This window comes from Streptomyces sp. WM4235, assembly GCF_001279725.1.
GTDB lineage: Bacteria > Actinomycetota > Actinomycetes > Streptomycetales > Streptomycetaceae > Streptomyces.
In genome coordinates this window covers 1-20,747 of the sequence record NZ_LGDE01000467.1, presented here as the reverse complement: position 1 = coordinate 20,747, position 20,747 = coordinate 1, and the positions used below count along the sequence as shown (strand labels likewise).

The window sequence follows — 20,747 nt, the reverse complement described above, 5'->3', positions numbered from 1 at the left end:
CGGGGCCGGGGCCGGCGGTTCTGGCGCGGGGCGGGTCCGGTGCTGGCCGGTCTGTTGGTGGTCGGGGTTGCCGGGGCGCCGGCCCGTGCGGAGACCGTTCGCGAGCAGCAGTGGCACCTCACCGTGATGAAGGCGGCCGAGTTCTGGAAGGTCGGCACGGGCAAGGGCGTCACGGTGGCTGTCATCGACAGCGGTGTGGGACGTGTGCCCGAGCTGGAGGGGCAGGTGCTGCCCGGTGTGGACCTGGCCGGGGGCAAGGTCGAGGGTGACGAGCGTACGGACCAGGACGGGCACGGTACGTCCATGGCCACGATCATCGCCGGTACGGGCAAGGCCTCCGGGGGCGAGGGGCTGTCCGGGATCGCTCCGGGGGCGAGGATCCTGCCGATCAGGGTGCCTCGGGAGGACGCGCCGGGGGAGTCGTCCTGGGCGGCGGCGATCCGGCGCGCGGCCGACTCGGACGCGAAGGTCGTCAACATCTCCATGTCCACGACGACGGCCGACCCGGCGCGGGACGAGGCGGTGAAGTACGCGCTGTCCAAGGGCAAGTTGGTCTTCGCGGCCGTGGGCGAGGGGGAGACCACCGGTTCCACCCCGGCCGCCATCGCGGCCAAGAAGGCGGGCGAGCTCCGCTATCCGGCGGCCACGCCCGGTGTGGTGGGGGTCGCCGCCGTAGATCCGGGTGGTGAGCCGACCGCGGAGTCGCTGACGGGACCCCAGGTCGACCTGGCCGCGCCGGGCGTCGACATCCTCACGTCCTGCCGAGGCAAGGCGGGGTACTGCAAGAGCCACGGGACCGGTGAGGCCACCGCCCTGGCCTCCGCGTCTGCCGCGCTGCTCTGGTCCGCCCACCCCGACTGGACCAACAACCAGGTGCTCCGGGTCCTGCTCAACACCTCCGGCGCTCCCGTGGACGGTGCGGTGCGCAACGACTGGATCGGGTACGGGGTGGCCCGACCCCGGATCGCGATGTCCACTCCGGGTTCCCCCGGGCCGGCCGACGTGTACCCGCTGCCCGACTTCGTTGCCGCGGCCGCGGCGATGGCGGCCGGCGACGCCGGGCCGTTGACGGAGGCCGGGGCGGACGAGGCGGCCGGGTTCCGCGGCACGGTGTGGTGGGTCGGGCTCGGCCTGGTGGGCGTACTGATCGTCGGCGGGGCCGTCACCACTGTGCTCGGGCGGCGCGCGGGCAACTGATCCGGCGCACGAGCGGTACCGACCATGACGAAGGGCTGCCCGGGAAGCAGGTTCCCGGGCAGCCCTTCGCATTCGAAGCCGTGACCGGAATCGAACCGGCGTAACTCGCTTTGCAGGCGAGTCCCTCAACCACTCGGGCACACGGCTGTGTGGTGGTGACGAGTACGACCGTACGAGGCGCCCCGCGGTGGTGGAAGGGGGGCGCGGGTGCCGCAATGTGACTGCCATGCCCCGTTCACAGTCCCGGGAGTTGTCGTCGCGGCGTCCCGCCCGCATCGGGGGCGTCGACCGCGTCGACCGCGTCGACCCTCGCGTCGACGTTCGTGAGGACCTTCGTGAGGACTGCCCACCGACCTGAGTCCGGACGATTCTCGACACGATCCAGGGCCCGGGTCTCTCCCCGAACAGGGAACGTGTCCCCGATCCTCAGGGTGTATTTGTGCTCGCCATTGGCGACGACACAAAGCGAGAACGAAAGCGCCGTCCCCTCCGGGGCATGCACGTGGCCCGCGATGAACGTCACGTCGTCGCCCAGGGCGAAGGAACCGCGTGTCGCAGTTTCACTTCACTGATCACTGCATTCGCTCCAAAGGCGTGTGGCGGTTCCGGATGTGCCTCTTGAAGCTTCTTGAATTACCCGGCAGGCAGGATTTCCGGGTTCAGGATCGGGCTTCGCTTCCCGGCTCCCGGTCTGTGTGCGGGAGTTGCAGATCGGGGCTGGGCCCCCGCGTGTCGAATTGTTTCAGGATGTTCTCGGGTGCGGGGGCTTTCCGGTGGGCCGAGGGAGCGGCTCCGCGCGAGCGCCCGTCCCCTCCCCCGAGCCTCTGGACAGACCCCCGGGCCGTTAGACAGACCCCTGAGCCGCTGGACAGACCCCCGGACCGCTGGACAGCCCCCCCGGACCGCTGGACAGCCCCCCCGGGCCGCTGGACAGACCCCCGGGCCGCTCTACAGGCGGCGCTTCGACGATTCGACCTAGGCCCGGAGGCGGAGTCGGGATCGGTCGAATTGACAGGGACGAAGCAGAGGTATGGACCTTACGCTGGGGCGATGAGCGCATTGGAACCCCGTGTCCCCGAGACCGCCGCACCGGTCCCGCCCGAGCCCTCGGAGTCTCCGGGCGGGATCCTCGGGGCCGCGTACCGGACGCTCAGCATCGGCATCATCTCCGTCGTGTTCCTCATCGCCTTCGAGGCGACCGCCGTCGGCACGGCCATGCCGGTCGCCGCGCGGGAGCTGAACGGGATCGGTCTCTACGCCTTCGCCTTCTCCTCCTACTTCACGACGAGCCTGTTCGGCATGGTGCTGTCCGGGCAGTGGGCCGACCGGCAGGGGCCGCTGCGGCCGCTCGCCCTCGGGATCGGGGCGTTCGCCGGCGGGCTGGTGCTGTCGGGGACGGCCGCCGGGATGTGGGTGTTCCTGCTCGGGCGGGCCGTGCAGGGCTTCGGTGGCGGGCTGGTGATCGTCGCCCTGTACGTGGTCGTCAGCCGTGCCTACGACGAGCGGCTGCGCCCCGCGATCATGGCCGCCTTCGCCGCGAGCTGGGTGGTGCCGTCGATCGTGGGCCCGCTGGCCGCCGGCACGGTGACCGAGCACCTCGGGTGGCGGTGGGTGTTCCTCGCGATCCCCGCGCTGGTCGTCGTACCGCTGGTCGTGGCGATACCGGCGATCCGCCGGACCGCGTCCGGGCCCGTAGCCGGCGGGGAGCCGGTGGCCTTCGACCGGCGGCGGATCCGGCTCGCCCTCGGGATCTCGGCGGGTGCGGGGCTGCTCCAGTACGCCGCCCAGGACCTGCGGTGGCTCTCGGTGGTGCCGGCCGTCGCGGGCGCGGCGCTGCTGGTGCCGGCGGCGCGGGGGCTGCTGCCGCGCGGAACGTACCTGGCTCGGCGCGGGCTGCCGTCTGTGGTGTTGCTGCGGGGGGTGGCGGCGGGTTCGTTCATCGCGGCCGAGAGTTTCGTGCCGCTGATGCTCGTCACCCAGCGGGGGCTGAGTCCGACCCTGGCCGGGTTCTCGCTGGCGCTCGGCGGGCTCACCTGGGCGGGCGGCTCCTGGGTCCAGTCGAAGGGGCGGATGGCCCCGTACCGGGAGCGGCTGATGGTCGGCGGGATGGTGCTGGTGACGTTCGCCATCGCCGCCGCTCCGACGGTGCTGTTGACGTGGGTTCCGGTGTGGACGCTGGCGTTGGCCTGGGCGGTCGGGTGCCTCGGGATGGGGCTGGTGATCGGCTCGACGAGCGTGCTGCTGCTGGAGCTGTCGGCGCCGCGGGAGGCCGGGGCGAACTCCGCCGCCCTGCAGATCTCCGACGCGCTGGCCAACGTGGTGCTGCTGGCGGCCGGCGGGGCGGCGTTCGCCGCGCTGGGCGGGGGAACGGTGGGGGCCGCGCACGCCGTGACCTCCGGTGGGGCGTCCTCGCATCCGGGGGCGTTCGTGGTGGTCTTCCTGCCGATGGCGTGCGTGGCGTTGGTGGGGGCGTGGGTGGCGACCCGGCTGCACGCCACCCCGGCGGACGCCGCCCGGCCGACCCCGGCGGACGCCGCCCGGTCCACCCCGGCCGCCGCTGCCCGGCCCGCCCCGGCGGACGCCGCCCGGCCGACCCCGGCCGCCGCCGCCCGCCCCGCCCCGCCGGCGGACGTTCCCGGCCCCGAACGGCGTGGATCCCAAGGGAGTTGACCGGGGCGAGGCCCGCGGGCCGGTGGGGCCGCGCCGTCTCGGGGAACACGGGTGACGGCACCCGGGCCGCGCCGCGAGCGCGACGGATGTGATGCTCGCCGCACCCGCCGAGGTCACGGGCCTGTCCCTCCGCGAGGGGCGGGCCCGTGCCGGTAAGGTGGCCCGGTTGTCCTACGTACGACCGCTTCCCGCCCGTACCAGATACACCGAGAGCACGAACCGGAGACCGTGACTACTACCGCCTCCCACCACCTCTCACCCGCCTTCCCCGGCCGCGCGCCGTGGGGTACCGCCAGCAAGCTGCGCGCCTGGCAAGAGGGTGCGCTGAACCGGTACCTGGAGACCCAGCCGCGCGATTTCCTCGCGGTCGCGACCCCCGGAGCCGGCAAGACGACCTTCGCGCTGACCCTCGCGTCCTGGCTGCTGCACCACCACGTGGTGCAGCAGGTGACCGTGGTCGCGCCGACCGAACACCTGAAGAAGCAGTGGGCCGAGGCCGCCGCCCGGATAGGCATCCGGCTGGATCCCGAGTACTCGGCCGGCCCGCTGAGCAAGGACTACCACGGCATCGCCGTGACGTACGCGGGCGTCGGCGTCAAGCCGATGCTGCACCGCAACCGGTGCGAACAGCGCAAGACCCTGGTGATCCTCGACGAGATCCACCACGCCGGCGACTCGAAGTCCTGGGGCGAGGCCTGCCTGGAGGCCTTCGATCCGGCGACCCGGCGGCTCGCGCTGACCGGTACGCCCTTCCGGTCCGACACCAACCCGATCCCCTTCGTGGCGTACGAGGAGGGGAACGACGGGATCCGCCGATCGTCCGCCGACTACACGTACGGCTACGGGAACGCGCTCGGCGACGGCGTCGTCCGCCCCGTGATCTTCCTGTCCTACAGCGGCAACATGCGCTGGCGCACCAAGGCCGGTGACGAGATCGCCGCCCGGCTCGGCGAGCCGATGACCAAGGACGCCATCTCGCAGGCCTGGCGCACGGCGCTCGACGCGCGCGGCGACTGGATGCCGAACGTGCTGCGCGCCGCCGACCAGCGGCTGACGGAGGTCCGCAAGGGCATCCCGGACGCGGGCGGTCTGGTCATCGCCTCCGATCAGGACTCGGCGCGCGCGTACGCGAAGCTGATCAGGGAGATCACCGGCACGAAGGCGACCGTCGTCCTGTCCGACGACACGGGCGCGTCGAAACGCATCGACGATTTCAGCGCGAACGACGACCGCTGGATGGTCGCGGTCCGCATGGTGTCGGAGGGCGTCGACGTTCCGCGTCTCGCGGTGGGCGTTTATGCCACCACCATTTCGACTCCTTTGTTCTTCGCGCAGGCAGTCGGGCGATTTGTGCGTTCGCGCCGGCGCGGCGAGACCGCGTCCGTGTTTCTTCCGACCATTCCGTATCTCCTCGGTTTCGCCAACGAGATGGAAGTCGAGCGGGACCACGTCCTCGACAAGCCGAAGAAGCAGGGCGAGGAAGACCCGTACGCCGAGTCCGAGAAGGAAATGGACGAGGCGAACAAACAGGAGGACGAGGACACCGGCGACGAGGAGCAGATGTCCTTCGAGGCGCTGGAGTCCGACGCCGTCTTCGACCGGGTGCTGTACGACGGCGCCGAGTTCGGGATGCAGGCGCACCCCGGCAGCGAGGAGGAGCAGGACTACCTGGGCATCCCCGGGCTGCTGGAGCCGGACCAGGTGCAGATGCTGCTCCAGAAGCGGCAGTCGCGGCAGATCGCCCACAGTCGGCGCAAGCCGGACTCCGAGGCGGACCTGCTGGAGCTGCCGGCGGAGCGGCGCCCCGTGGTTTCGCACAAGGAGCTGCTGGAGCTGCGCAAGTCGCTGAACACGATGGTGGGCGCGTACGTCCACCAGAGCGGCAAGCCGCACGGGGTGATCCACACGGAGCTGCGCCGGGTGTGCGGCGGGCCGCCGAGCGCGGAGGCGACGGCGGGTCAGCTGCGGGAGCGCATCAAGAAGGTCCAGGAGTGGGCCACCCGGATGCGGTGACGCCGCAGCCCGCGAGAGGGTACGAGGACGGGGTCCGTGCGCGACGCGCACGGACCCCGTCCTCGTTTCGGCATCACCGGAGCAATCCGTTCGGAAAGTGAACGCGCGCCGGGGAAGACGCGCGAGAAGATGCCGGGGAAGATTACGAATTGACACACCCGCTCGAACAAATGGGTACAAGCGGGCAGTAGGCGCCCGGATTCTGGACGAGCCCTTCCGCTCAGCGAACCTGCTGGATACTGTCCCCGCATCGAACGCCCCGTGGCAGCGCCGCCGCGGGAGCGCAGCCGGTGCCATGGCCGCTACCGGCGGCCTCTCCGTGCGTCGCCGAGGGACCGGCAGCGCTCCACCCCGTGAGAGTCACCGCCGCCCACCTAAAGAGGGAGAGGCGTCGTGACTGCGGAAACCTCCCAGACTCTCGACCGAGGGCTCCGGGTCCTCAAGCTGCTCGCCGACACCGACCACGGTCTGACCGTCACGGAGCTGTCCAACCGCCTCGGTGTGAACCGCACCGTGGTCTACCGCCTGCTCGCCACGCTCGAACAGCACGCCCTGGTCCGCCGGGACCTCGGCGGCCGAGCCCGGGTCGGACTCGGCGTGCTGCGGCTCGGTCGTCAGGTACACCCGCTCGTGCGCGAGGCGGCCCTGCCCGCACTGCGGTCCCTCGCCGAGGACATCGGGGCCACCGCGCACCTGACCCTCGTGGACGGCAGCGAGGCGCTCGCCGTCGCCGTCGTCGAGCCGACCTGGACCGACTACCACGTGGCCTACCGGGCCGGCTTCCGTCACCCGCTGGACCGCGGGGCGGCCGGCCGGGCCATCCTGGCCGCCCGTCAGGGCACGCTCATCGAACCCGGGTACACGCTGACCCACGGCGAACTCGAAGCGGGCGCCAGCGGCGCTGCCGCGCCCCTGGTCGGCATCACCGGCCTGGAGGGCAGCGTCGGGGTCGTCATGCTGGCCGACGCCGTGCCCGAGCGGGTCGGCCCGCGCGTGGTGGACGCCGCCCGCGAGGTCGCCGACGCCCTGCGCTGATCCGACCGAACGCCCGCGACCCCGTACGAAGCCTCGTACGGGGTCTTGCGCATCCCCACCGCAGGGGAGGGCGGGCTCTCCCGTGTGCGTGCCGGCGTGCCGGGTCACGCGGGAGGGCGCGACCGGGCCCGATAGATTGGCCGGGTGCTCTCACGCCTCACACGTCTGCCGCGTCCCGCCGCCCTGGCGCTCTGCGCCCTGCCCCTGGTCGGGTTGCTGGCCGTGGCGGCCCTCGCGCCGCTGCCCTTCGTGATCGCCCAGCCCGGGCTCACGGCCGACGTGCTCGGCTCCCGTGACGGCAAGCCCGTCATCGCCGTCACGGGCATGCCCACCCGGGACACCAAGGGGCAGCTGCGGATGACCACCATCCAGGCCACCGGCCCCTCCACGACGGTGCGCCTGTCCGAGCTGGTCGACCACTGGTTCGACACCTCGCGGGCGGTCATGCCCAAGGACGCGGTGTATCCCTCGGGCGGGAGCGACAAAGAGATCGAAGAGCACAATCTGGAGGAAATGACCAAGTCGCAGTCGACGGCCTCCGCCGCCGCACTCGGCTATCTCCACAAGGACCCGAAGGACGTGAAGGTCACGCTCAACCTCGCCGACGTCGGCGGCCCGAGCGCGGGTCTCCTGTTCTCCCTCGGCATCGTCGACAAGCTCGACGGCGACGGGAGCGGCGGCGATCTCGCCGGCGGCCGCAGCATCGCCGGCACGGGCACGATCAGCCCGAGCGGCGAGGTGGGCGCGGTGGGCGGGGTGGCGTTGAAGACACAGGCCGCCAAGCGGGACGGGGCGAGCGTGTTCCTCGTGCCGAAGGCGGAGTGCTCCGACGCCCTGTCCGAACTTCCCGAGGGGCTTCGGCTGATCCCCGTCACTTCGCTGACGGATGCGGTGAGCTCCCTTCGGGCGCTGAACAAGGGGCAGCCGGTTCCGTCCTGCTGACGCCCCGCGCGGGCACGGTCCGGTCGGTCGCGTCCGTCGCCCCGGCCCTCTCGACCCGGGCCGGCCGGTCGTTCAGGCCGCCCCAGGCGGGGAACACCAACGGGCCGAGCGTGGCGAGCAGATAGACCCCGGCGAAGGCCAGCAGGGCCGGGCCGGCGCCGAACCCGTCGACGAGCAGGCCCGCCGCGAGGCCGCCCAGCGGCATCGTCAGCTCGCAGCCCGCCGTGGTCACCCCGGACACCCGGCTGCGCAGCGCGTCCGGGACCTTCTCCATCATCACCGTGGTCAGGATCGGGTTCAGCACGCCCGCGCCCAGCCCCGACAAGGCCATCGTCACCGCGAGCGGCAGCGGGGTGTCGGTGAACGCGGCCACGACGTACCGGGGCGCCCCGCACAGCAGGAACGCCACCGCGAAGACCGTCCGCGGCCGGTACCGCTCGCCCCACGCCCCGTAGAGCAGGGCGCCCAGCAGCGCGAAGCCGCCGAACACGGACACCATCAGGCCGAGGGCGGTGGGCCCGCCCAGCGCCGCGCGACCGTGCACGGGCAGCAGTACCGAGGACCAGCCCTGGTCCAGGCCGTTGGTCACCATCACCATCAGGGTGATGCCGGTCAGCAGCCGTGAACGGGTCAGGAAGGCCCATCCCTCGGCGAGTTCGGCCCGGTAAGTCGCGAACGACGCCTTCTCGGAGGTGCGTTGCGGATCGGCGGCCGGGACCCCGCGCAGGAACACGGCCACGAGCAGCGCCGACACGGCGAAGCTGGCCGCGTCCAGGAGCAGCACGGTCTCGGCCCCGAAGGCGGTGATGAGTACGCCGGCGACCGCGGCCCCGACCATCCGGGCGCCGCGCGAGACCGCGTCGTACAGGCCGGCGACCTTGCCGACGGTGGTCCCGGCGTGCTCGGCGAGGTGGGGGATCAGGACGTAGCGCGCGGTCAGTCCGGGGGTGTGGACGAGGCCGCCGATCGCCATCAGGGCGCACAGCATCCAGAACTCCAGCAGCCCCGCCCGGTGCAGCAGCGGGATCACGCCGATCGACAGCGCGCAGATCAGGTCGGAGGCCGCCGAGATGCGGCGGCGCCCGATCCGGTCGATGACCGGGCCGCCGACGAGCGCGGCGACGATGACCGGCAGGGTCGCGCAGAAGGCGACGATCCCGGCCCGGCCGGCGCTGTCCGTGCTCTGCAGCACGAACCACGGTACGGCGATGAGGGTGAGGGAACTCCCGGCTATGGAGATGGTGTTGGCGGCCAGTACGGCCACGAAGGGGCGACGGCTCACGAGGCGCCGCCGCGCACCACGCGGGAGTGGACGTGCGCGGGCTGCATGAGCCGGATGCCGGCGGCGACCAGGGCTTCCCCGAGCCGGTTGCGCAGCAAGGGCAGCGCGGGCTCGGAGGCGACCGGGGCGGCGTCGCGGGCGAGGTGCCAGGCGGCGGCCTCGGCCGCCAGTTCGGCGGTGCGGCCGGCGTGGAGCGCGGTGTGCAGGTCGGTGTGGGCGAAGGCGTGCATGGCGGGACTCCTTCTTCGGGTTCTCGCGGGCGGCGAGGCGGCGGCGGCCACTCGGTGTGGCGGCTACTCGGTGTGGCGGCTACTCGGTGTGGCGGGGGAAGGCGTGCGTGTGGAAACGGACCGTCTCCGTGCCCTCCGCCGGCGGCAGATCGCGGTAGGTGTTGATCAGGTCGTGCAGCTTGTGGACGAGTTCGAGGGACTGTCCGGCCGTCAGCCGCAGCGTGAAGTCGCTGATGTCCGAGCCCGCGCGCCAGTCCTGGGGCCAGCTCGACGCCTCGCTCATCCAGGTGGCGAGTTCCTGCGCGTGAATCTTCGCGATCTCGGACAGGAAGACGTCCGCGGCGACCCGCGTCTCCGGGTCCGCGGCGAGGATCAGCGACTCGTCGAAGCCCGTGCCGTCGTGGGAGGCCCGCCACCACCGCTCGCGGCCCTTGCCGTGCTCGGGCGCGTCCTCGACGAACCCGTACGCGGCCAGTTGGCGCAGGTGGTAGCTGGTGGCTCCGCTGGACTCGCCCAGGCGTTCGGCGAGTCGGGAGGCCGTGGCCGGGCCGTGCAGGCGCAGGGCGCCCAACAGACGGATGCGCAGCGGGTGGGCGAGGCCGCGCAGGGAGTGCGCGTCGAGCATGCGCACCTGCGGCTCGACGGACTCGACGGGCTCGACGGACCGGGTGGGCTCGACCGGTTCGACGGGCTGGGGGTTCTGGGCGTTCTTCTCGGGCATGGCTCCACGATAGAGTTGCAAAGATTCCTATGCAAGGGTTTCTTTGCAACGTTCTCTTTGGAACTCGCCCTCGGAGCCGATCCGTTGCCGCGGCGGCTCAGCCCTCCTTGATGAACCCCTCCTTCACCAGCCAGTCCTTCGCCACCGCGTGCGGGTCCTGGCCCTCCACGTCCACCTTGGCGTTCAACTCCCGCGCCACCTCGGTCGTCAGCCGCTGCGTCACCGGCGCCAGCAGCTTCGCGATCACCGGGTGCTCGGCGAACGTCTTGGCGTTGATCGCCGGCGCCGCGTTGTAATTGGGGAAGAAGCGCTTGTCGTCCTCCATGATGTCCAGGTCCATGGCCTTGATCCGGCCGTCCGTGGTGAACGCCTCGCCCAGCAGGCAGGAATCGGACTTGGAGACCTGGGTGTAGATGATCCCGGCGTCCATCTTCTGAATGTTGCCGGTGGGGATCCTCATCCCGTACGCCTTCTCCATGCCGGGCAGTCCGTCCTCGCGCGAGGCGAACTCGTTCTCCACGCACAGCGTCACCGCCGACGGGTCCTTGCGGGCCAGCGCCGCCACGTCCGACATCGTCCGCAGCTTGTACTTCGCGTTGTTCTTCTTGCTGATGGCCAGGGTGTAGGTGTTGTTGAGCGTGGCCGGCGGCAGCCACACCACCCCGTTGCGCAGGTCCGCCCTGCGCACCGCGTCCCACTGGCCGCGCGGGTCGTCGATGGGCTCGGTGTTGCCCAGGTACGTGATCCAGGCCGTGCCCGTGTACTCGTACATGGCGTCCGCGTCGCCCTTGCGGACGGCCTCGCGCGCGCTGATCGAGCCGGGCAGGTTGGTGCGGTCCAGCACCTCCGCGCCGGCCGCCTTGAAGACGAGGCCGAGGATCTGGCCGAGGATGATGTTCTCGCTGAAGTTCTTCGAGGTCACCGTGAGGGAGGCGCCCGCCAGGGGCTCGCCCCGACCGACCGAGCCGGGCTGTACGTCGTCCACCATCGGGGAACCGCTCTTGAGCCCGCAGCCGGCCAGCGCCAGCAGGGCGGCTCCCGCGAGCGCCGCGGTCCGTACGCGGAAGGTACGCATCTACGCCTCCAGGCCGTGCGGCGTCAGGACCGTCTCCGCGAGGGAGGCCAGCCAGTCCACGAACAGGGCCAGGACCACCGTCAGCACCGATCCCACGATCAGCACCGGCATGCGCTGCGTCTGGATCCCGGAGGTGATCAGGTCGCCCAGGCCCCCGCCGCCGCCGAAGGTCGCCAGCGTCGCGGTGCCGACGTTGAGCACGAGGGCGGTCCGCACGCCGGCCAGGATCAGCGGGACGGCCAGTGGCAGTTCCACCTTGCGCAGGGTGCCCGTCGACGACATGCCGATCCCGTGCGCGGCCTCCACCAGCAGCGGGTCGATGGCCCGGAGCCCGGCCACGGTGTTCGACAGCACCGGCAGGACGGCGTACGCGACCATCCCGATGATCGCGGTCGACGGCCCGATGCCCAGCCAGATCACCAGCAGGGCCAGCAGGCCGATGGCCGGGGTGGCCTGGCCGATGTTGGCGAGGCCGGTCACGAACGGCGAGGCGCGGCGCAGTCCGCGGCGGGTGAGGGCGATGCCGAGGGGGATCGCGATGATCAGCACCCAGAAGGTGGAGATGGCCGTGAGCTGGATGTGCTGCCACAGCCGGAGCCGGACGTTCCCGCCGCCGAGCGAGTTCCGCTCGATGACGTCGAGCGGGATGTTGGTGATCCACAGGTACAGGGCCAGTACCACCAGGCCCAGGGCGACGGGCGGCACCACCAGCCGGCGCCAACCGATCCGGCGGAGCGGACCGGGCGGCGGGGGCGTGGGGGGCCGGTCGAGGTCGTCCGCGAGGTCGTCGCGGAACGGGAGCCCCTTGACCTCGTGCTCGCCGGGGGGCCGTTCGCCCGGGGGGCGCTGCGGGGAGGCGGTGGTCATGAGGTGCCCGCACCGCCCTCCAGCTCCTGTTCCGTCCGGTGGTGGCGCAGGTCCTCCAGGTCGTGCGCGTGCTCGGCGGCGGCGAGCCGGTCGGCCTCCAGCATCTCGTGCACCGAGTTCATGAGGGTCTCCATGTCCACGACGCCGATGTACTCGCCGCGCCGCCCGGTGACCGCGACCCGCCCGCCGCTGTCGGTGAGGACCGCCTCCAGGGCGTCGTGCAGGGTCGCGTCCCGGGTCACGGTGTCGTGCACCAACTGCCCGGCCCGGGCCAGCGATCCCTTGGCGCGCATCAGGTCGCCGCGCCGCAGCCACTTGTACGGGCGGCCGCCCCGGTCGAGCATCAGCAGCTCGTTGTGCCGGCCGCCGCGCAGCGCACTGAAGATCAACTGGAGCGGGTCGTCGACCGACACCGTGGGGAAGTCGGCGATCCCCACGTCCCGCACGCGGGTGAGGTTGAGCCGTTTGAGGGCCGCGCCCGCGCCGACGAAACCGGACACGAAGTCGTCGGTCGGGTTGGTGAGGATGGCTTCCGGGGTGTCGAACTGGGCGATGTGCGACCGCTCGCGCAGGACCGCGATCCGGTCCCCGAGCTTGATGGCCTCGTCGAAGTCGTGGGTGACGAACACGATCGTCTTGTGCAGCTCGTGCTGGAGCCGGATCAGCTCGTCCTGGAGGTGGTCCCGGGTGATCGGGTCGACGGCGCCGAAGGGCTCGTCCATGAGCAGCACCGGCGGGTCCGCGGCCAGCGCCCGGGCCACGCCCACGCGCTGTTGCTGGCCGCCGGAGAGCTGGCGGGGGTAGCGGCCGTGGAACTCGCGGGGGTCCAGACCCACCAGGTCGAGCATCTCCTCGACCCGGTCCTTGACCTTCGACGTGGACCAGCCGGTCATCTTCGGCACCAGGGCGATGTTCTCCGCGACCGTCATGTGCGGGAAGAGGCCGGAGGACTGGATCGCGTACCCGATCTTGCGGCGCAGCTTGACCGGGTCCATGTCGGTGACGTCCTCGTCGCCGATCCGGATCCGGCCGGAGGAGGGCTCGATCAACCGGTTGATCATCTTCAGGGTGGTGGATTTCCCGCAGCCGGAGGGGCCGACGAAGACGACCGTCTCGCCCGCCTTGATGTCCATCGACACGTCGTCCACGGCCGGATTGGGGTTGCCGGGATAGCGCTTGGTGAGGTTCTCCAGCCGGATGGTCGCGCCGGAGGTCGCTGCCTTCGGGCTCGGGGTCGGCTCGGACGTCGACTCAGACACGGATTCCCCTCGGGATGGTGAGACGGCCGAGCAGGACGTAGGCGGCGTCGAAGAGGAGGGCCAGGATGACGATGCCGATCGTCCCGGCCAGGACCTGGTTGAGGGCGTTGGCACTGCCGAGCGAGGCGATCCCGCGGAAGATCTCGTTGCCGAGGCCGGGACCGGAGGCGTACGCGGCGATGGCGGCGATGCCCATCAGCATCTGCGTGGACACCCGGATCCCGGTCAGGATCGGCGGCCAGGCCAGCGGCAGCTCCACCCTCAGCAGCCGGGCGGACCGGGACATCCCGATGCCCGTGGCCGCGTCGACCAGCGTCGGGTCGACGCCGCGCAGGCCCACGATCGAGTTCCGGACGATGGGCAGCAGCCCGTACAGGGTCAGGGAGATCACGGCGGGTGCCACGCCGAGGCCCACGATCGGGATCAGCAGACCGATCATGGCCAGCGACGGGACGGTCAGGATCGTGGCGGTGGAGGTGATGGCGAGACTGCCGCCCCAGCCGCTGCGGTAGGTGAGCACGCCGATGGCGATGCCCAGGGCCGTCGCGATCACCATGCACTGGAAGACGAGGCTGACCTGCTGGAAGGCGTCGACGAGGAGTTGCTGCCGTCGGCTGGACAGGTAGCTCCAGAAGCTCACGTCGCCTCACCTCGCCCGTCTGTCCGGGGATCAGTCGTCGTCGGCCGCCTGCTCGACCAGCGGGATGATCCGCAAGGGCACGGGGTTCTCCATGACGATCGCCGTGGAGGCCCGCACGATCCCATCGAACGCGACGACCCGGTCGATCACCCGTTGAAGGTCCGCGTTGGAGCGGGCCACGAGCCGGCACAACATGTCCCCGTGACCGGTGGTGGTGTGCAGCTCCAGCACCTCCGGCACCCCGGTCAAGTGGGCGCGTACGTCGGACCCTTGGCCCTGTTTGATCTCCAGCGTGGCGAACGCGGTGACCGGGTAGCCGAGGGCCGTCGGATCGACCTGCGGACCGAACCCGCGGATCACTCCATTCGACTGAAGCCGGTCGAGCCGCGCCTGCGCCGTGCCGCGCGCGACCCCCAGCCGGCGCGAGGCCTCCAGGACCCCGATCCGGGGTTCGCGGGCGAGCAGGACGATGAGACGCCCGTCGAGTTCGTCGATCCCCATGACTGCCTCCAGGTCGGCCGGCGGGTGGTCATACTGCGCAGATCTTTCAGCCATCCTGCGGCTGGATTGGGCAATCTGTACAGAGGGAATCGAAACTATTGCGCAGCTTGTGGATCGGCGGGACTCTGCGCTCATGACTGAGTCTCTGGCGAACCTCGAAACCGAAACCACCCCGGCCACCGCGCGTGAGGCCGACCCCTTCCCGGTGAAGGGCATGGACGCGATCGTCTTCGCCGTGGGCAACGCCAAGCAGGCCGCGCACTACTACTCCACCGCGTTCGGCATGAAGCTCGTGGCCTACTCCGGACCGGAGAACGGCACCCGCGAGACCGCCTCCTACGTCCTCACCAACGGCGGCGCGCGCTTCGTGCTGACCTCGGTCATCAAGGCGAGCACCGACCACGGCCGCTTCCTCGCCGAGCACGTCGCCGACCACGGCGACGGCGTGATCGACCTCGCGATCGAGGTCCCGGACGCCCGCGCCGCGTACGCCTACGCCGTCGAGCACGGCGCCCGCGGCCTGGACGAGCCGTACGAGGTCAAGGACGAGCACGGCACCGTCGTCCTCGCCGCCATCGCCACCTACGGCCAGACCCGCCACACGCTGGTGGAGCGCAAGGACTACAGCGGCCCCTACCTGCCGGGCTACGTGGCCGCCCAGCCGCTCGTCGCCCCGCCGGCCAAGCGGACCTTCCAGGCCGTCGACCACTGCGTGGGCAACGTCGAGCTGGGCCGGATGAACGAGTGGGTGGCGTTCTACAACAAGGTCATGGGCTTCACGAACATGAAGGAGTTCGTGGGCGACGACATCGCGACCGAGTACTCGGCGCTGATGTCGAAGGTGGTCGCGGACGGCACCCTCAAGGTGAAGTTCCCGATCAACGAGCCCGCCATCGCGAAGAAGAAGTCGCAGATCGACGAGTACCTGGAGTTCTACGGCGGCGCGGGCGTCCAGCACATCGCGCTCGCCTCGAACGACATCGTGGCGACCGTCCGCACCATGCGCGCCGCGGGCGTCGCGTTCCTCGACACCCCGGACTCGTACTACGACACCCTCGGCGACTGGGCCGGCGAGACCCGGGTGCCCGTCGAGACCCTGCGCGAGCTGAAGATCCTCGTCGACCGCGACGAGGACGGCTACCTGCTCCAGATCTTCACCAAGCCGGTCCAGGACAAGCCGACCGTCTTCTTCGAGATCATCGAGCGGCACGGCTCGATGGGCTTCGGCAAGGGCAACTTCAAGGCCCTCTTCGAGGCGATCGAGCGCGAGCAGGAGAAGCGCGGCAACCTCTAGGACGCGAGGAGAACGCGAACCGCCGACCCGGGGAACGCGAACCGCCGACCGGGAACGCGAACCGCCGACCCGCGAGGGCGGGCCGGCGGTCCTCCGGGTTCGACCGGTGCTCCGGCGGGGCCGTCGGGCCCCGCCGGCGTTCGTCAGTCCTGCTCCGGCCTCGGTTCCCGCTCCGGCTCCGCGTCGGGGGAGTCGGGTCGGGCGGCTTCCGGTGTCCGCTCCGGCTGCGCCTGCTCGACCTTCGCCCGTGAGGCCTTCGGGGCGGGCTTCGCCTCCGGCTTCGCTTCGGGCTTCGGCTTCGCCGGCTGCGACTTCGGCTTCGCGGGCGCCGGCGCCGGTTTCGGCTTGTTCGGCTTCGGGAGCTCCGGCTCCACCCACGGGGTGCGCGGCTGGAGGTTCTCCGGCCCGCCCTGCGCCGGCTGCCCCACCGCCTCCAGCGCCTCCTTCGCCAGCGGCGAGCGCACCGGCGAGAACCGCGGATTGGTCCGCATCGCCTCCTGGAGGTGCCGCCGCGCGGCCGCCTCGTCGCCCAGACCCCGCTCGATCACGGCCCGGTGGTAGGCGAACTCCGCGCTCCGCAGCCCCGGTTCCGTCGCCTTCTTCGCGTACTCCAGGGCCGCGGTGTCGTCGCCCGCCTTGTGCAGGGCCCACCCCAGCGCGTCGGCCACCTGCATGCTCTTGTTCGACGACCACTCCTGCGACAGGCGCCGCACCGCCGCCGACGGGTCGCCGTGGTCGGCCTCGTACAGGCCCAGCACCACCGACTCGTTCACCCCGTGCGTCCCGCCCCGCTTCGTCATCGTGCCCAGCGCGTCGTACAGCACCCGCGCCTCGTCGGCCCGACCCAGCGACTCCAACAGCTCGCCCAGCTCCAACGCCAGCTGCGGCACCGGCGTGCGGCCCAGCGCCAGCCGGTAGTCCCGCACCGCCTCGCCGCCCCGGCCCAGCGCCGCCAGCGTCCGCGCCCGGCCGCCGAGCGCCTCCGCCCGCGCCGGGTCCGTCCGCAGCGCCGCCTCGTACTGGCCCATCGCCTCCGCCGCGTCGCCCCGCTCCCACAGCAGCTCCCCGAGCCGGAACAGCACGTACGCCTTCTCCGCCGGGGTCTTCGCCGCGCCCCCCGCGTGTTCCAACGCCACCACCGCGTCCTCGCGCCAGCCGCGGTCCCGGTACACCTGCGAGGCCCGCAGGTTCGAGGCCAGCCCCGAGTGGAGCTCCTCCAACCGCTCCAGCGCCTTCTGCGCGGCCTTGTAGTCGCCCAGGCCCGTGTACGCGTCCACGAGCACCGGGTACGCCGTCCACCGCCGCGGCGCCTGGGCCCGCACCAGCTCGCCCCACTTCCTGCCGGTCCCGAAGTCCCGGCGCGCGTTGGCGAGCGAGCCCATGCCCGTCATGGCGTCGAAGTTGCCCTGCTCGGCGGGCCGCAGCTCCAGCGACCGCTTGAGGGCCTTCTCCGACCTCGGGTACCAGGCCGTGTCGGCCGTGCGCCGACCCTGCTCCAGGTACGCGGACCCCAGGACGGCCCAGGAGGCCACGTCGTCCGGGTGCCTGGTGACCTGCTTCTCCCGGTCCGCGACCAGCGCCGTCAGGTCCACCGCCGCCGCCGGGGTGCCCAGGCCGACCGCGGACGCGGCCCGCTCGCTGGGCCCCGGGGGGCGGGCGTCGTCACCGGTCCGGGCCGGTCGGATCAGCAGGGCCCCGGCGATCAGGACCACGGCGACCGCGGCCGCCACGAGTGTCTTGCGGCCGGTGAAGGTCACGGGCGGCGCGGGCTGCTGCGCTTCCTCGTCGATACGGTCCATGTGCTCACTGTGCGTCAATATGAAGAGTTCACGGAGGTGTCCGAAGAGGGTCGCGGCCGTGTTCACACCGATGGCCCCGGGTGCCACGCTGACCCCATGGACGAAGACCTCTCCACCCGACTCCGTACCCGCCTCCTCGAAGGCCTCCCCCAGGAAGCGCTCCTCACCGACCCCGAGGTGACCGCCTCCTACAGCACGGACATGGCGAGCTTCTGCGCCGCCGGCACCCCGGCCGCCGTCGTCCTGCCCCGGACCGTGGAACAGGTGCGGCACGTCCTGCGCACCGCCACCGAACTACGGGTCCCCGTGGTTCCCCAGGGCGCGCGCACGGGCCTGTCCGGGGCCGCCAACGCCTCCGACGGCTGCATCGTGCTCTCGCTGGTCAAGATGGACCGGATCCTGGAGATCTCCACCGTCGACCGGATCGCCGTGGTCGAGCCGGGCGTGGTCAACGCCGTCCTGTCCCGCGCCGTCGCCGAACACGGTCTGTACTACCCGCCCGACCCCTCCAGCTGGGAACAGTGCACCATCGGGGGCAACATCGGCACCGCCTCCGGCGGCCTGTGCTGCGTCAAGTACGGGGTCACCGCCGAGTACGTGCTCGGCCTCGACGTCGTGCTGGCCGACGGGCGACTCCTGCGCACGGGCCGGCGTACCGCCAAGGGCGTCGCCGGCTACGACCTCACCCGGCTCTTCGTCGGCTCCGAGGGCAGCCTCGGCGTCGTCGTCCAGGCCGTCCTCGCGCTGCGCCCCGCGCCGCCCCGGCAGCTCGCGCTCGCCGCCGAGTTCCCCTCGGCCGCCGCGGCGTGCGCGGCCGTCTGCGCCGTCATGGAGGCCGGGCTGACGCCCTCGCTGCTGGAACTCATGGACCGCACGACCGTCCGCGCCGTCAACGCCCTCGGCAGGATGGGCCTGCCCGAGACCACCGAGGCACTGCTGCTGGCCGCCTTCGACACCCCGCACGCCGTCGAGGACCTCGCCGCGGTGGGGGAGCTGTGCACCGCCGCCGGGGCGACGGCCGTCGTGCCCGCCGAGGACGAGGCGGAGTCGGAACTGCTCCTGCAGGCCCGCCGCATGTCGTTGACCGCCCTGGAGACCCTGCGTCCCGCCACGATGATCGACGACGTGTGCGTGCCCCGCTCCCGGCTCGCCGAGATGCTGGACGGCACGGCCGAGATCGCCCGGTCGCACGACCTGCTGATCGGCGTCTGCGCGCACGCGGGCGACGGCAACACCCACCCGGTGGTCTGCTTCGACCCCGCCGACGAGGACGAGGCACGGCGGGCCCGCGCGTCCTTCGACGCGATCATGGCACTCGGTCTGGAACTGGGCGGGACGATCACCGGGGAGCACGGGGTCGGCGTCCTGAAGAAGGAGTGGCTCGCCCGGGAGCTCGGGCCGGTGGGGCTGGAGATCCAGCGCGGGGTCAAGCAGGCCTTCGACCCGCTGGGTCTGCTCAACCCCGGCAAGCTCTTCTGACCCGTCCGGCGACCCGTCCGTTGGTCCGTCCGGCGACCTGTCCGGCGACCCGTCCGTTGCTCCGCCCGGTGGTCGGTCCGGTGGCCGGTCCGGGCGGCGGCGCGGTCCGACAGGGCCACCCGGGCGTCACAGGTCCCCGTCCGCCGACTCGTCGGAGGGCCACGGGTCGCGCAGCCACAGATCGTCGGCCGGCGTGGGGGTGAGCAGCTCGGCCAGTGCCGCGTCCAGGCCGAGCCGCTCCGCCTCGCACCCGGGCGGCACCTCGCGCAGGGTCCGCTCCAGCCAGGCGGAGACCGCGCCCGCCGGCGCCTCCAGCAGCGCGTCCCCGTCGGGGGAACTCAGCGCCATGCACAACACGGCCCGGTTGTCGATCTTCGTGGGCCAGATCCGGACGTCTCCGTGCCCGCACGGGCGGAACACCCCCTCGACGAGCAGCTCCCGCGCGAAGGTCCAGTTGACCGGGGTGTGCGAACCGGTGTGGAAGACGACGTGCACGGCGAACGGGTCGTCCGTCAGGTAGAGAAGCCTGGCGGGGACGGGGATGCTGCGCTCCGGGGACAGGACCAGCTTCAGTTCCAACTCGCGTTCGATGACGGGGTGGTGCATGGCGGCCTCACTTCGGTGCGGTTCGACGCCTTCGGCGTGCGGGGCCGGGAGGTACCCCACACCCGCAGAGAGGCGCCGGCGGCCCGGCTATGACGCGACTTCCGGGATCGCGCCGCAGATTGGCCGAAACTCGTCGACTGACCGAAAACGTTCGGTTGGAGTGACGTTCGCTCGAAGGCTTGGATTCTCCCGTTACCGGACCTGTCGGGCCGGGGTTCTTGGCTATGGTCCTGCCCTGCACAAGCCTCAAGCCACGATCGGAGTTGGGGACATTGACGGCCTCCCCTGGTGACGGCGAGCACGCGGCCCGAGAGGGCTACTACCCGGATCCGTCCATCCCCGGGTTCGTCCGGTACTGGAACGGCTCCGCCTGGGTGCCCGGCACGAGCCGTCCCGCCCCCGCCCGCCCCGCCCCCGCGGACGAGACGGGTCCCGTGTTCCTGGACCAGACCTCCGTGACCGAGGCGCTGCCCGAACCGCCCCGCCCCCGCGCCGTGCCGCTGCCCGAACGGGCGGCGCAACCGGTGGTCGATGCGGCCGATGCGGCCGGGTGGCAGGCGGATCCCGCGCACCAGGCCGGCTTCGGGGGTCCGCGCGACGTCCGGGTGTCCTGGGGCAACCGCGAGGAGGACCCGCACGAGTACGGGCCCGGAACGGCGTCGGCCCGGCCGTCCGCCGTCGCCGCGGCCGAGCGGTTGCCCGCCCAGGCGTCGGCGGAGGGAGTGGGCATCCTGTCGGCCCGGTCGCCGGCGGCGGCCCCGGTCGCACCGGCCCCTCCGCCCGCACCCGTATCCGCTCCCGCGCCCGAGCCGTCGCCCGTACCCGCTCCGGCCGCGGCTGCTCCGCCCGCTCCCGCTCCGGCCGCCGTCCGGCCGACCGTCCCCGAGACCGCCTGGCCCGCCGCGCCCGGGGGTGGACCCGGCTCGGGGCTCACCTCGTCCTGGCCCGAGGCCACCGAGGCCGCCGCGGCCCCCCGTCCGCCCGAGGTGGGGATCGCGGCGGCCCGGCGGTCCCCGGCGACCCCGAGGCCCTCCTCGGCCCCCGAAGCCCCCGTCAGGGGCGCCGGCGAGGCCACGCGGGTCGCACCCCCGGCCGCCCGGGACACGGCGGGCCCGCCGTGTCCCGGGCGGCCGGGGG

The 20,747-nt window shown here is 72.2% G+C and carries 19 protein-coding genes and 1 tRNA gene; 8 read left to right on the top strand and 12 right to left on the bottom strand.

Translation table 11 applies throughout. The features are described 5' to 3' along the window. Positions 1-1,197 (top strand): S8 family serine peptidase (locus tag ADK55_RS33895; protein WP_324611215.1); only part of this gene is annotated, 1,197 nt, incomplete at its 5' end. A gap of 75 nt (positions 1,198-1,272) precedes the next feature. Here ADK55_RS33895 and ADK55_RS33890 read toward each other — a convergent pair. Next, positions 1,273-1,344: transfer RNA gene (locus ADK55_RS33890), tRNA-Cys, on the bottom strand. An 88-nt stretch (positions 1,345-1,432) separates the two neighbouring features. Then, a complete protein-coding gene (locus ADK55_RS33885) occupies positions 1,433-1,720 on the bottom strand; it encodes a DUF6406 domain-containing protein (protein ID WP_053684564.1) in 288 nt (95 codons plus the stop codon). Between the two features lie 527 nt (positions 1,721-2,247). Between ADK55_RS33885 and ADK55_RS33880 the strand changes: the two genes are divergently transcribed. The 4 genes from ADK55_RS33880 (at position 2,248) to ADK55_RS33865 (ending at position 7,857) form a co-directional block, all read left to right on the top strand. Next, positions 2,248-3,867: an MFS transporter gene (locus ADK55_RS33880; RefSeq protein ID WP_078999750.1), complete on the top strand. Its 1,620-nt coding sequence runs from the start codon at positions 2,248-2,250 to the stop codon at positions 3,865-3,867. Positions 3,868-4,095: 228 nt separating this feature from the next. Continuing rightward, positions 4,096-5,880, top strand: a complete 1,785-nt coding sequence (locus ADK55_RS33875; protein ID WP_053684562.1) for a DEAD/DEAH box helicase — start codon at positions 4,096-4,098, stop codon at positions 5,878-5,880. 393 nt (positions 5,881-6,273) lie between these two features. After that, positions 6,274-6,915, top strand: coding sequence for an IclR family transcriptional regulator (locus tag ADK55_RS33870; RefSeq protein ID WP_053684560.1), 642 nt, complete (start codon positions 6,274-6,276; stop codon positions 6,913-6,915). Positions 6,916-7,059: 144 nt separating this feature from the next. Next, a complete protein-coding gene (locus tag ADK55_RS33865) occupies positions 7,060-7,857 on the top strand; it encodes a S16 family serine protease (protein ID WP_053684558.1) in 798 nt (265 codons plus the stop codon). On the opposite strand, the gene ADK55_RS33860 is transcribed toward ADK55_RS33865, so the two are convergent. The 8 genes from ADK55_RS33860 to ADK55_RS33825 form a co-directional block, all read right to left on the bottom strand. Further along, complete coding sequence (locus ADK55_RS33860; RefSeq protein ID WP_053684556.1) at positions 7,787-9,139, bottom strand: MFS transporter; 1,353 nt, start codon at positions 9,137-9,139, stop codon at positions 7,787-7,789. The two genes, ADK55_RS33865 and ADK55_RS33860, sit on opposite strands and share 71 nt — an antisense overlap. Next, complete coding sequence (locus tag ADK55_RS33855) at positions 9,136-9,369, bottom strand: hypothetical protein (RefSeq protein WP_053684553.1); 234 nt, start codon at positions 9,367-9,369, stop codon at positions 9,136-9,138. The genes ADK55_RS33860 and ADK55_RS33855 overlap by 4 nt, the downstream gene beginning before the upstream one ends. 79 nt (positions 9,370-9,448) lie before the next feature. Further along, positions 9,449-10,090 (bottom strand): winged helix-turn-helix domain-containing protein, encoded by a 642-nt coding sequence (locus tag ADK55_RS33850; RefSeq protein ID WP_078999748.1) that lies wholly within the window; start codon positions 10,088-10,090, stop codon positions 9,449-9,451. 97 nt (positions 10,091-10,187) lie between these two features. Beyond that, a complete protein-coding gene (locus ADK55_RS33845; RefSeq protein ID WP_053684551.1) occupies positions 10,188-11,165 on the bottom strand; it encodes a glycine betaine ABC transporter substrate-binding protein in 978 nt (325 codons plus the stop codon). Next, on the bottom strand, positions 11,166-12,032 hold the full coding sequence (locus ADK55_RS33840) for an ABC transporter permease (protein ID WP_053684547.1): 867 nt from the start codon (positions 12,030-12,032) through the stop codon (positions 11,166-11,168). Further along, positions 12,029-13,291, bottom strand: a complete 1,263-nt coding sequence (locus tag ADK55_RS33835; RefSeq protein ID WP_053684545.1) for a betaine/proline/choline family ABC transporter ATP-binding protein — start codon at positions 13,289-13,291, stop codon at positions 12,029-12,031. The genes ADK55_RS33840 and ADK55_RS33835 overlap by 4 nt, the downstream gene beginning before the upstream one ends. Next, positions 13,284-13,931: an ABC transporter permease gene (locus tag ADK55_RS33830; RefSeq protein WP_053684543.1), complete on the bottom strand. Its 648-nt coding sequence runs from the start codon at positions 13,929-13,931 to the stop codon at positions 13,284-13,286. The genes ADK55_RS33835 and ADK55_RS33830 overlap by 8 nt, the downstream gene beginning before the upstream one ends. Positions 13,932-13,961: 30 nt before the next feature. Next, positions 13,962-14,432, bottom strand: a complete 471-nt coding sequence (locus tag ADK55_RS33825) for an Lrp/AsnC family transcriptional regulator (RefSeq protein ID WP_053684540.1) — start codon at positions 14,430-14,432, stop codon at positions 13,962-13,964. A 133-nt stretch (positions 14,433-14,565) separates the two neighbouring features. On the opposite strand from ADK55_RS33825, the gene hppD reads away from it, so the two are divergent. Next, positions 14,566-15,726 (top strand): 4-hydroxyphenylpyruvate dioxygenase, encoded by a 1,161-nt coding sequence (gene hppD, locus ADK55_RS33820; protein ID WP_053684538.1) that lies wholly within the window; start codon positions 14,566-14,568, stop codon positions 15,724-15,726. Between the two features lie 143 nt (positions 15,727-15,869). On the opposite strand, the gene ADK55_RS33815 is transcribed toward hppD, so the two are convergent. Beyond that, entirely contained in the window at positions 15,870-17,525 is a 1,656-nt protein-coding gene (locus ADK55_RS33815; RefSeq protein ID WP_234350367.1) for a tetratricopeptide repeat protein, read from the bottom strand. Between the two features lie 96 nt (positions 17,526-17,621). Between ADK55_RS33815 and ADK55_RS33810 the strand changes: the two genes are divergently transcribed. Further along, positions 17,622-19,004 carry an FAD-binding oxidoreductase gene (locus tag ADK55_RS33810; protein ID WP_053684535.1) on the top strand — a complete coding sequence of 461 codons (1,383 nt, stop codon included), beginning with the start codon at positions 17,622-17,624 and terminating at the stop codon, positions 19,002-19,004. Between the two features lie 126 nt (positions 19,005-19,130). On the opposite strand, the gene ADK55_RS33805 is transcribed toward ADK55_RS33810, so the two are convergent. Further along, positions 19,131-19,610 carry an SsgA family sporulation/cell division regulator gene (locus tag ADK55_RS33805; RefSeq protein WP_053684533.1) on the bottom strand — a complete coding sequence of 160 codons (480 nt, stop codon included), beginning with the start codon at positions 19,608-19,610 and terminating at the stop codon, positions 19,131-19,133. A 272-nt stretch (positions 19,611-19,882) separates the two neighbouring features. Between ADK55_RS33805 and ADK55_RS40335 the strand changes: the two genes are divergently transcribed. Continuing rightward, positions 19,883-20,747, top strand: an 865-nt coding sequence (locus tag ADK55_RS40335) for a DUF2510 domain-containing protein (protein ID WP_234350366.1), incomplete at its 3' end; no start/stop codon positions are given.

What these genes read in the sequence shown, in the direction of transcription:
- ADK55_RS33880 (WP_078999750.1), top strand. Translation starts at nt 2,248, where the DNA reads ATGAGCGCATTGGAACCCCGTGTCCCCGAGACCGCCGCACCGGTCCCG.
- ADK55_RS33855 (WP_053684553.1), bottom strand. Translation starts at nt 9,369, where the DNA reads ATGCACGCCTTCGCCCACACCGACCTGCACACCGCGCTCCACGCCGGC.
- ADK55_RS33850 (WP_078999748.1), bottom strand. Translation starts at nt 10,090, where the DNA reads ATGCCCGAGAAGAACGCCCAGAACCCCCAGCCCGTCGAACCGGTCGAG.
- ADK55_RS33845 (WP_053684551.1), bottom strand. Translation starts at nt 11,165, where the DNA reads ATGCGTACCTTCCGCGTACGGACCGCGGCGCTCGCGGGAGCCGCCCTG.
- ADK55_RS33840 (WP_053684547.1), bottom strand. Translation starts at nt 12,032, where the DNA reads ATGACCACCGCCTCCCCGCAGCGCCCCCCGGGCGAACGGCCCCCCGGC.
- ADK55_RS33825 (WP_053684540.1), bottom strand. Translation starts at nt 14,432, where the DNA reads ATGGGGATCGACGAACTCGACGGGCGTCTCATCGTCCTGCTCGCCCGC.
- hppD (WP_053684538.1), top strand. Translation starts at nt 14,566, where the DNA reads ATGACTGAGTCTCTGGCGAACCTCGAAACCGAAACCACCCCGGCCACC.
- ADK55_RS33815 (WP_234350367.1), bottom strand. Translation starts at nt 17,525, where the DNA reads ATGGACCGTATCGACGAGGAAGCGCAGCAGCCCGCGCCGCCCGTGACC.
- ADK55_RS33810 (WP_053684535.1), top strand. Translation starts at nt 17,622, where the DNA reads ATGGACGAAGACCTCTCCACCCGACTCCGTACCCGCCTCCTCGAAGGC.
- ADK55_RS33805 (WP_053684533.1), bottom strand. Translation starts at nt 19,610, where the DNA reads ATGCACCACCCCGTCATCGAACGCGAGTTGGAACTGAAGCTGGTCCTG.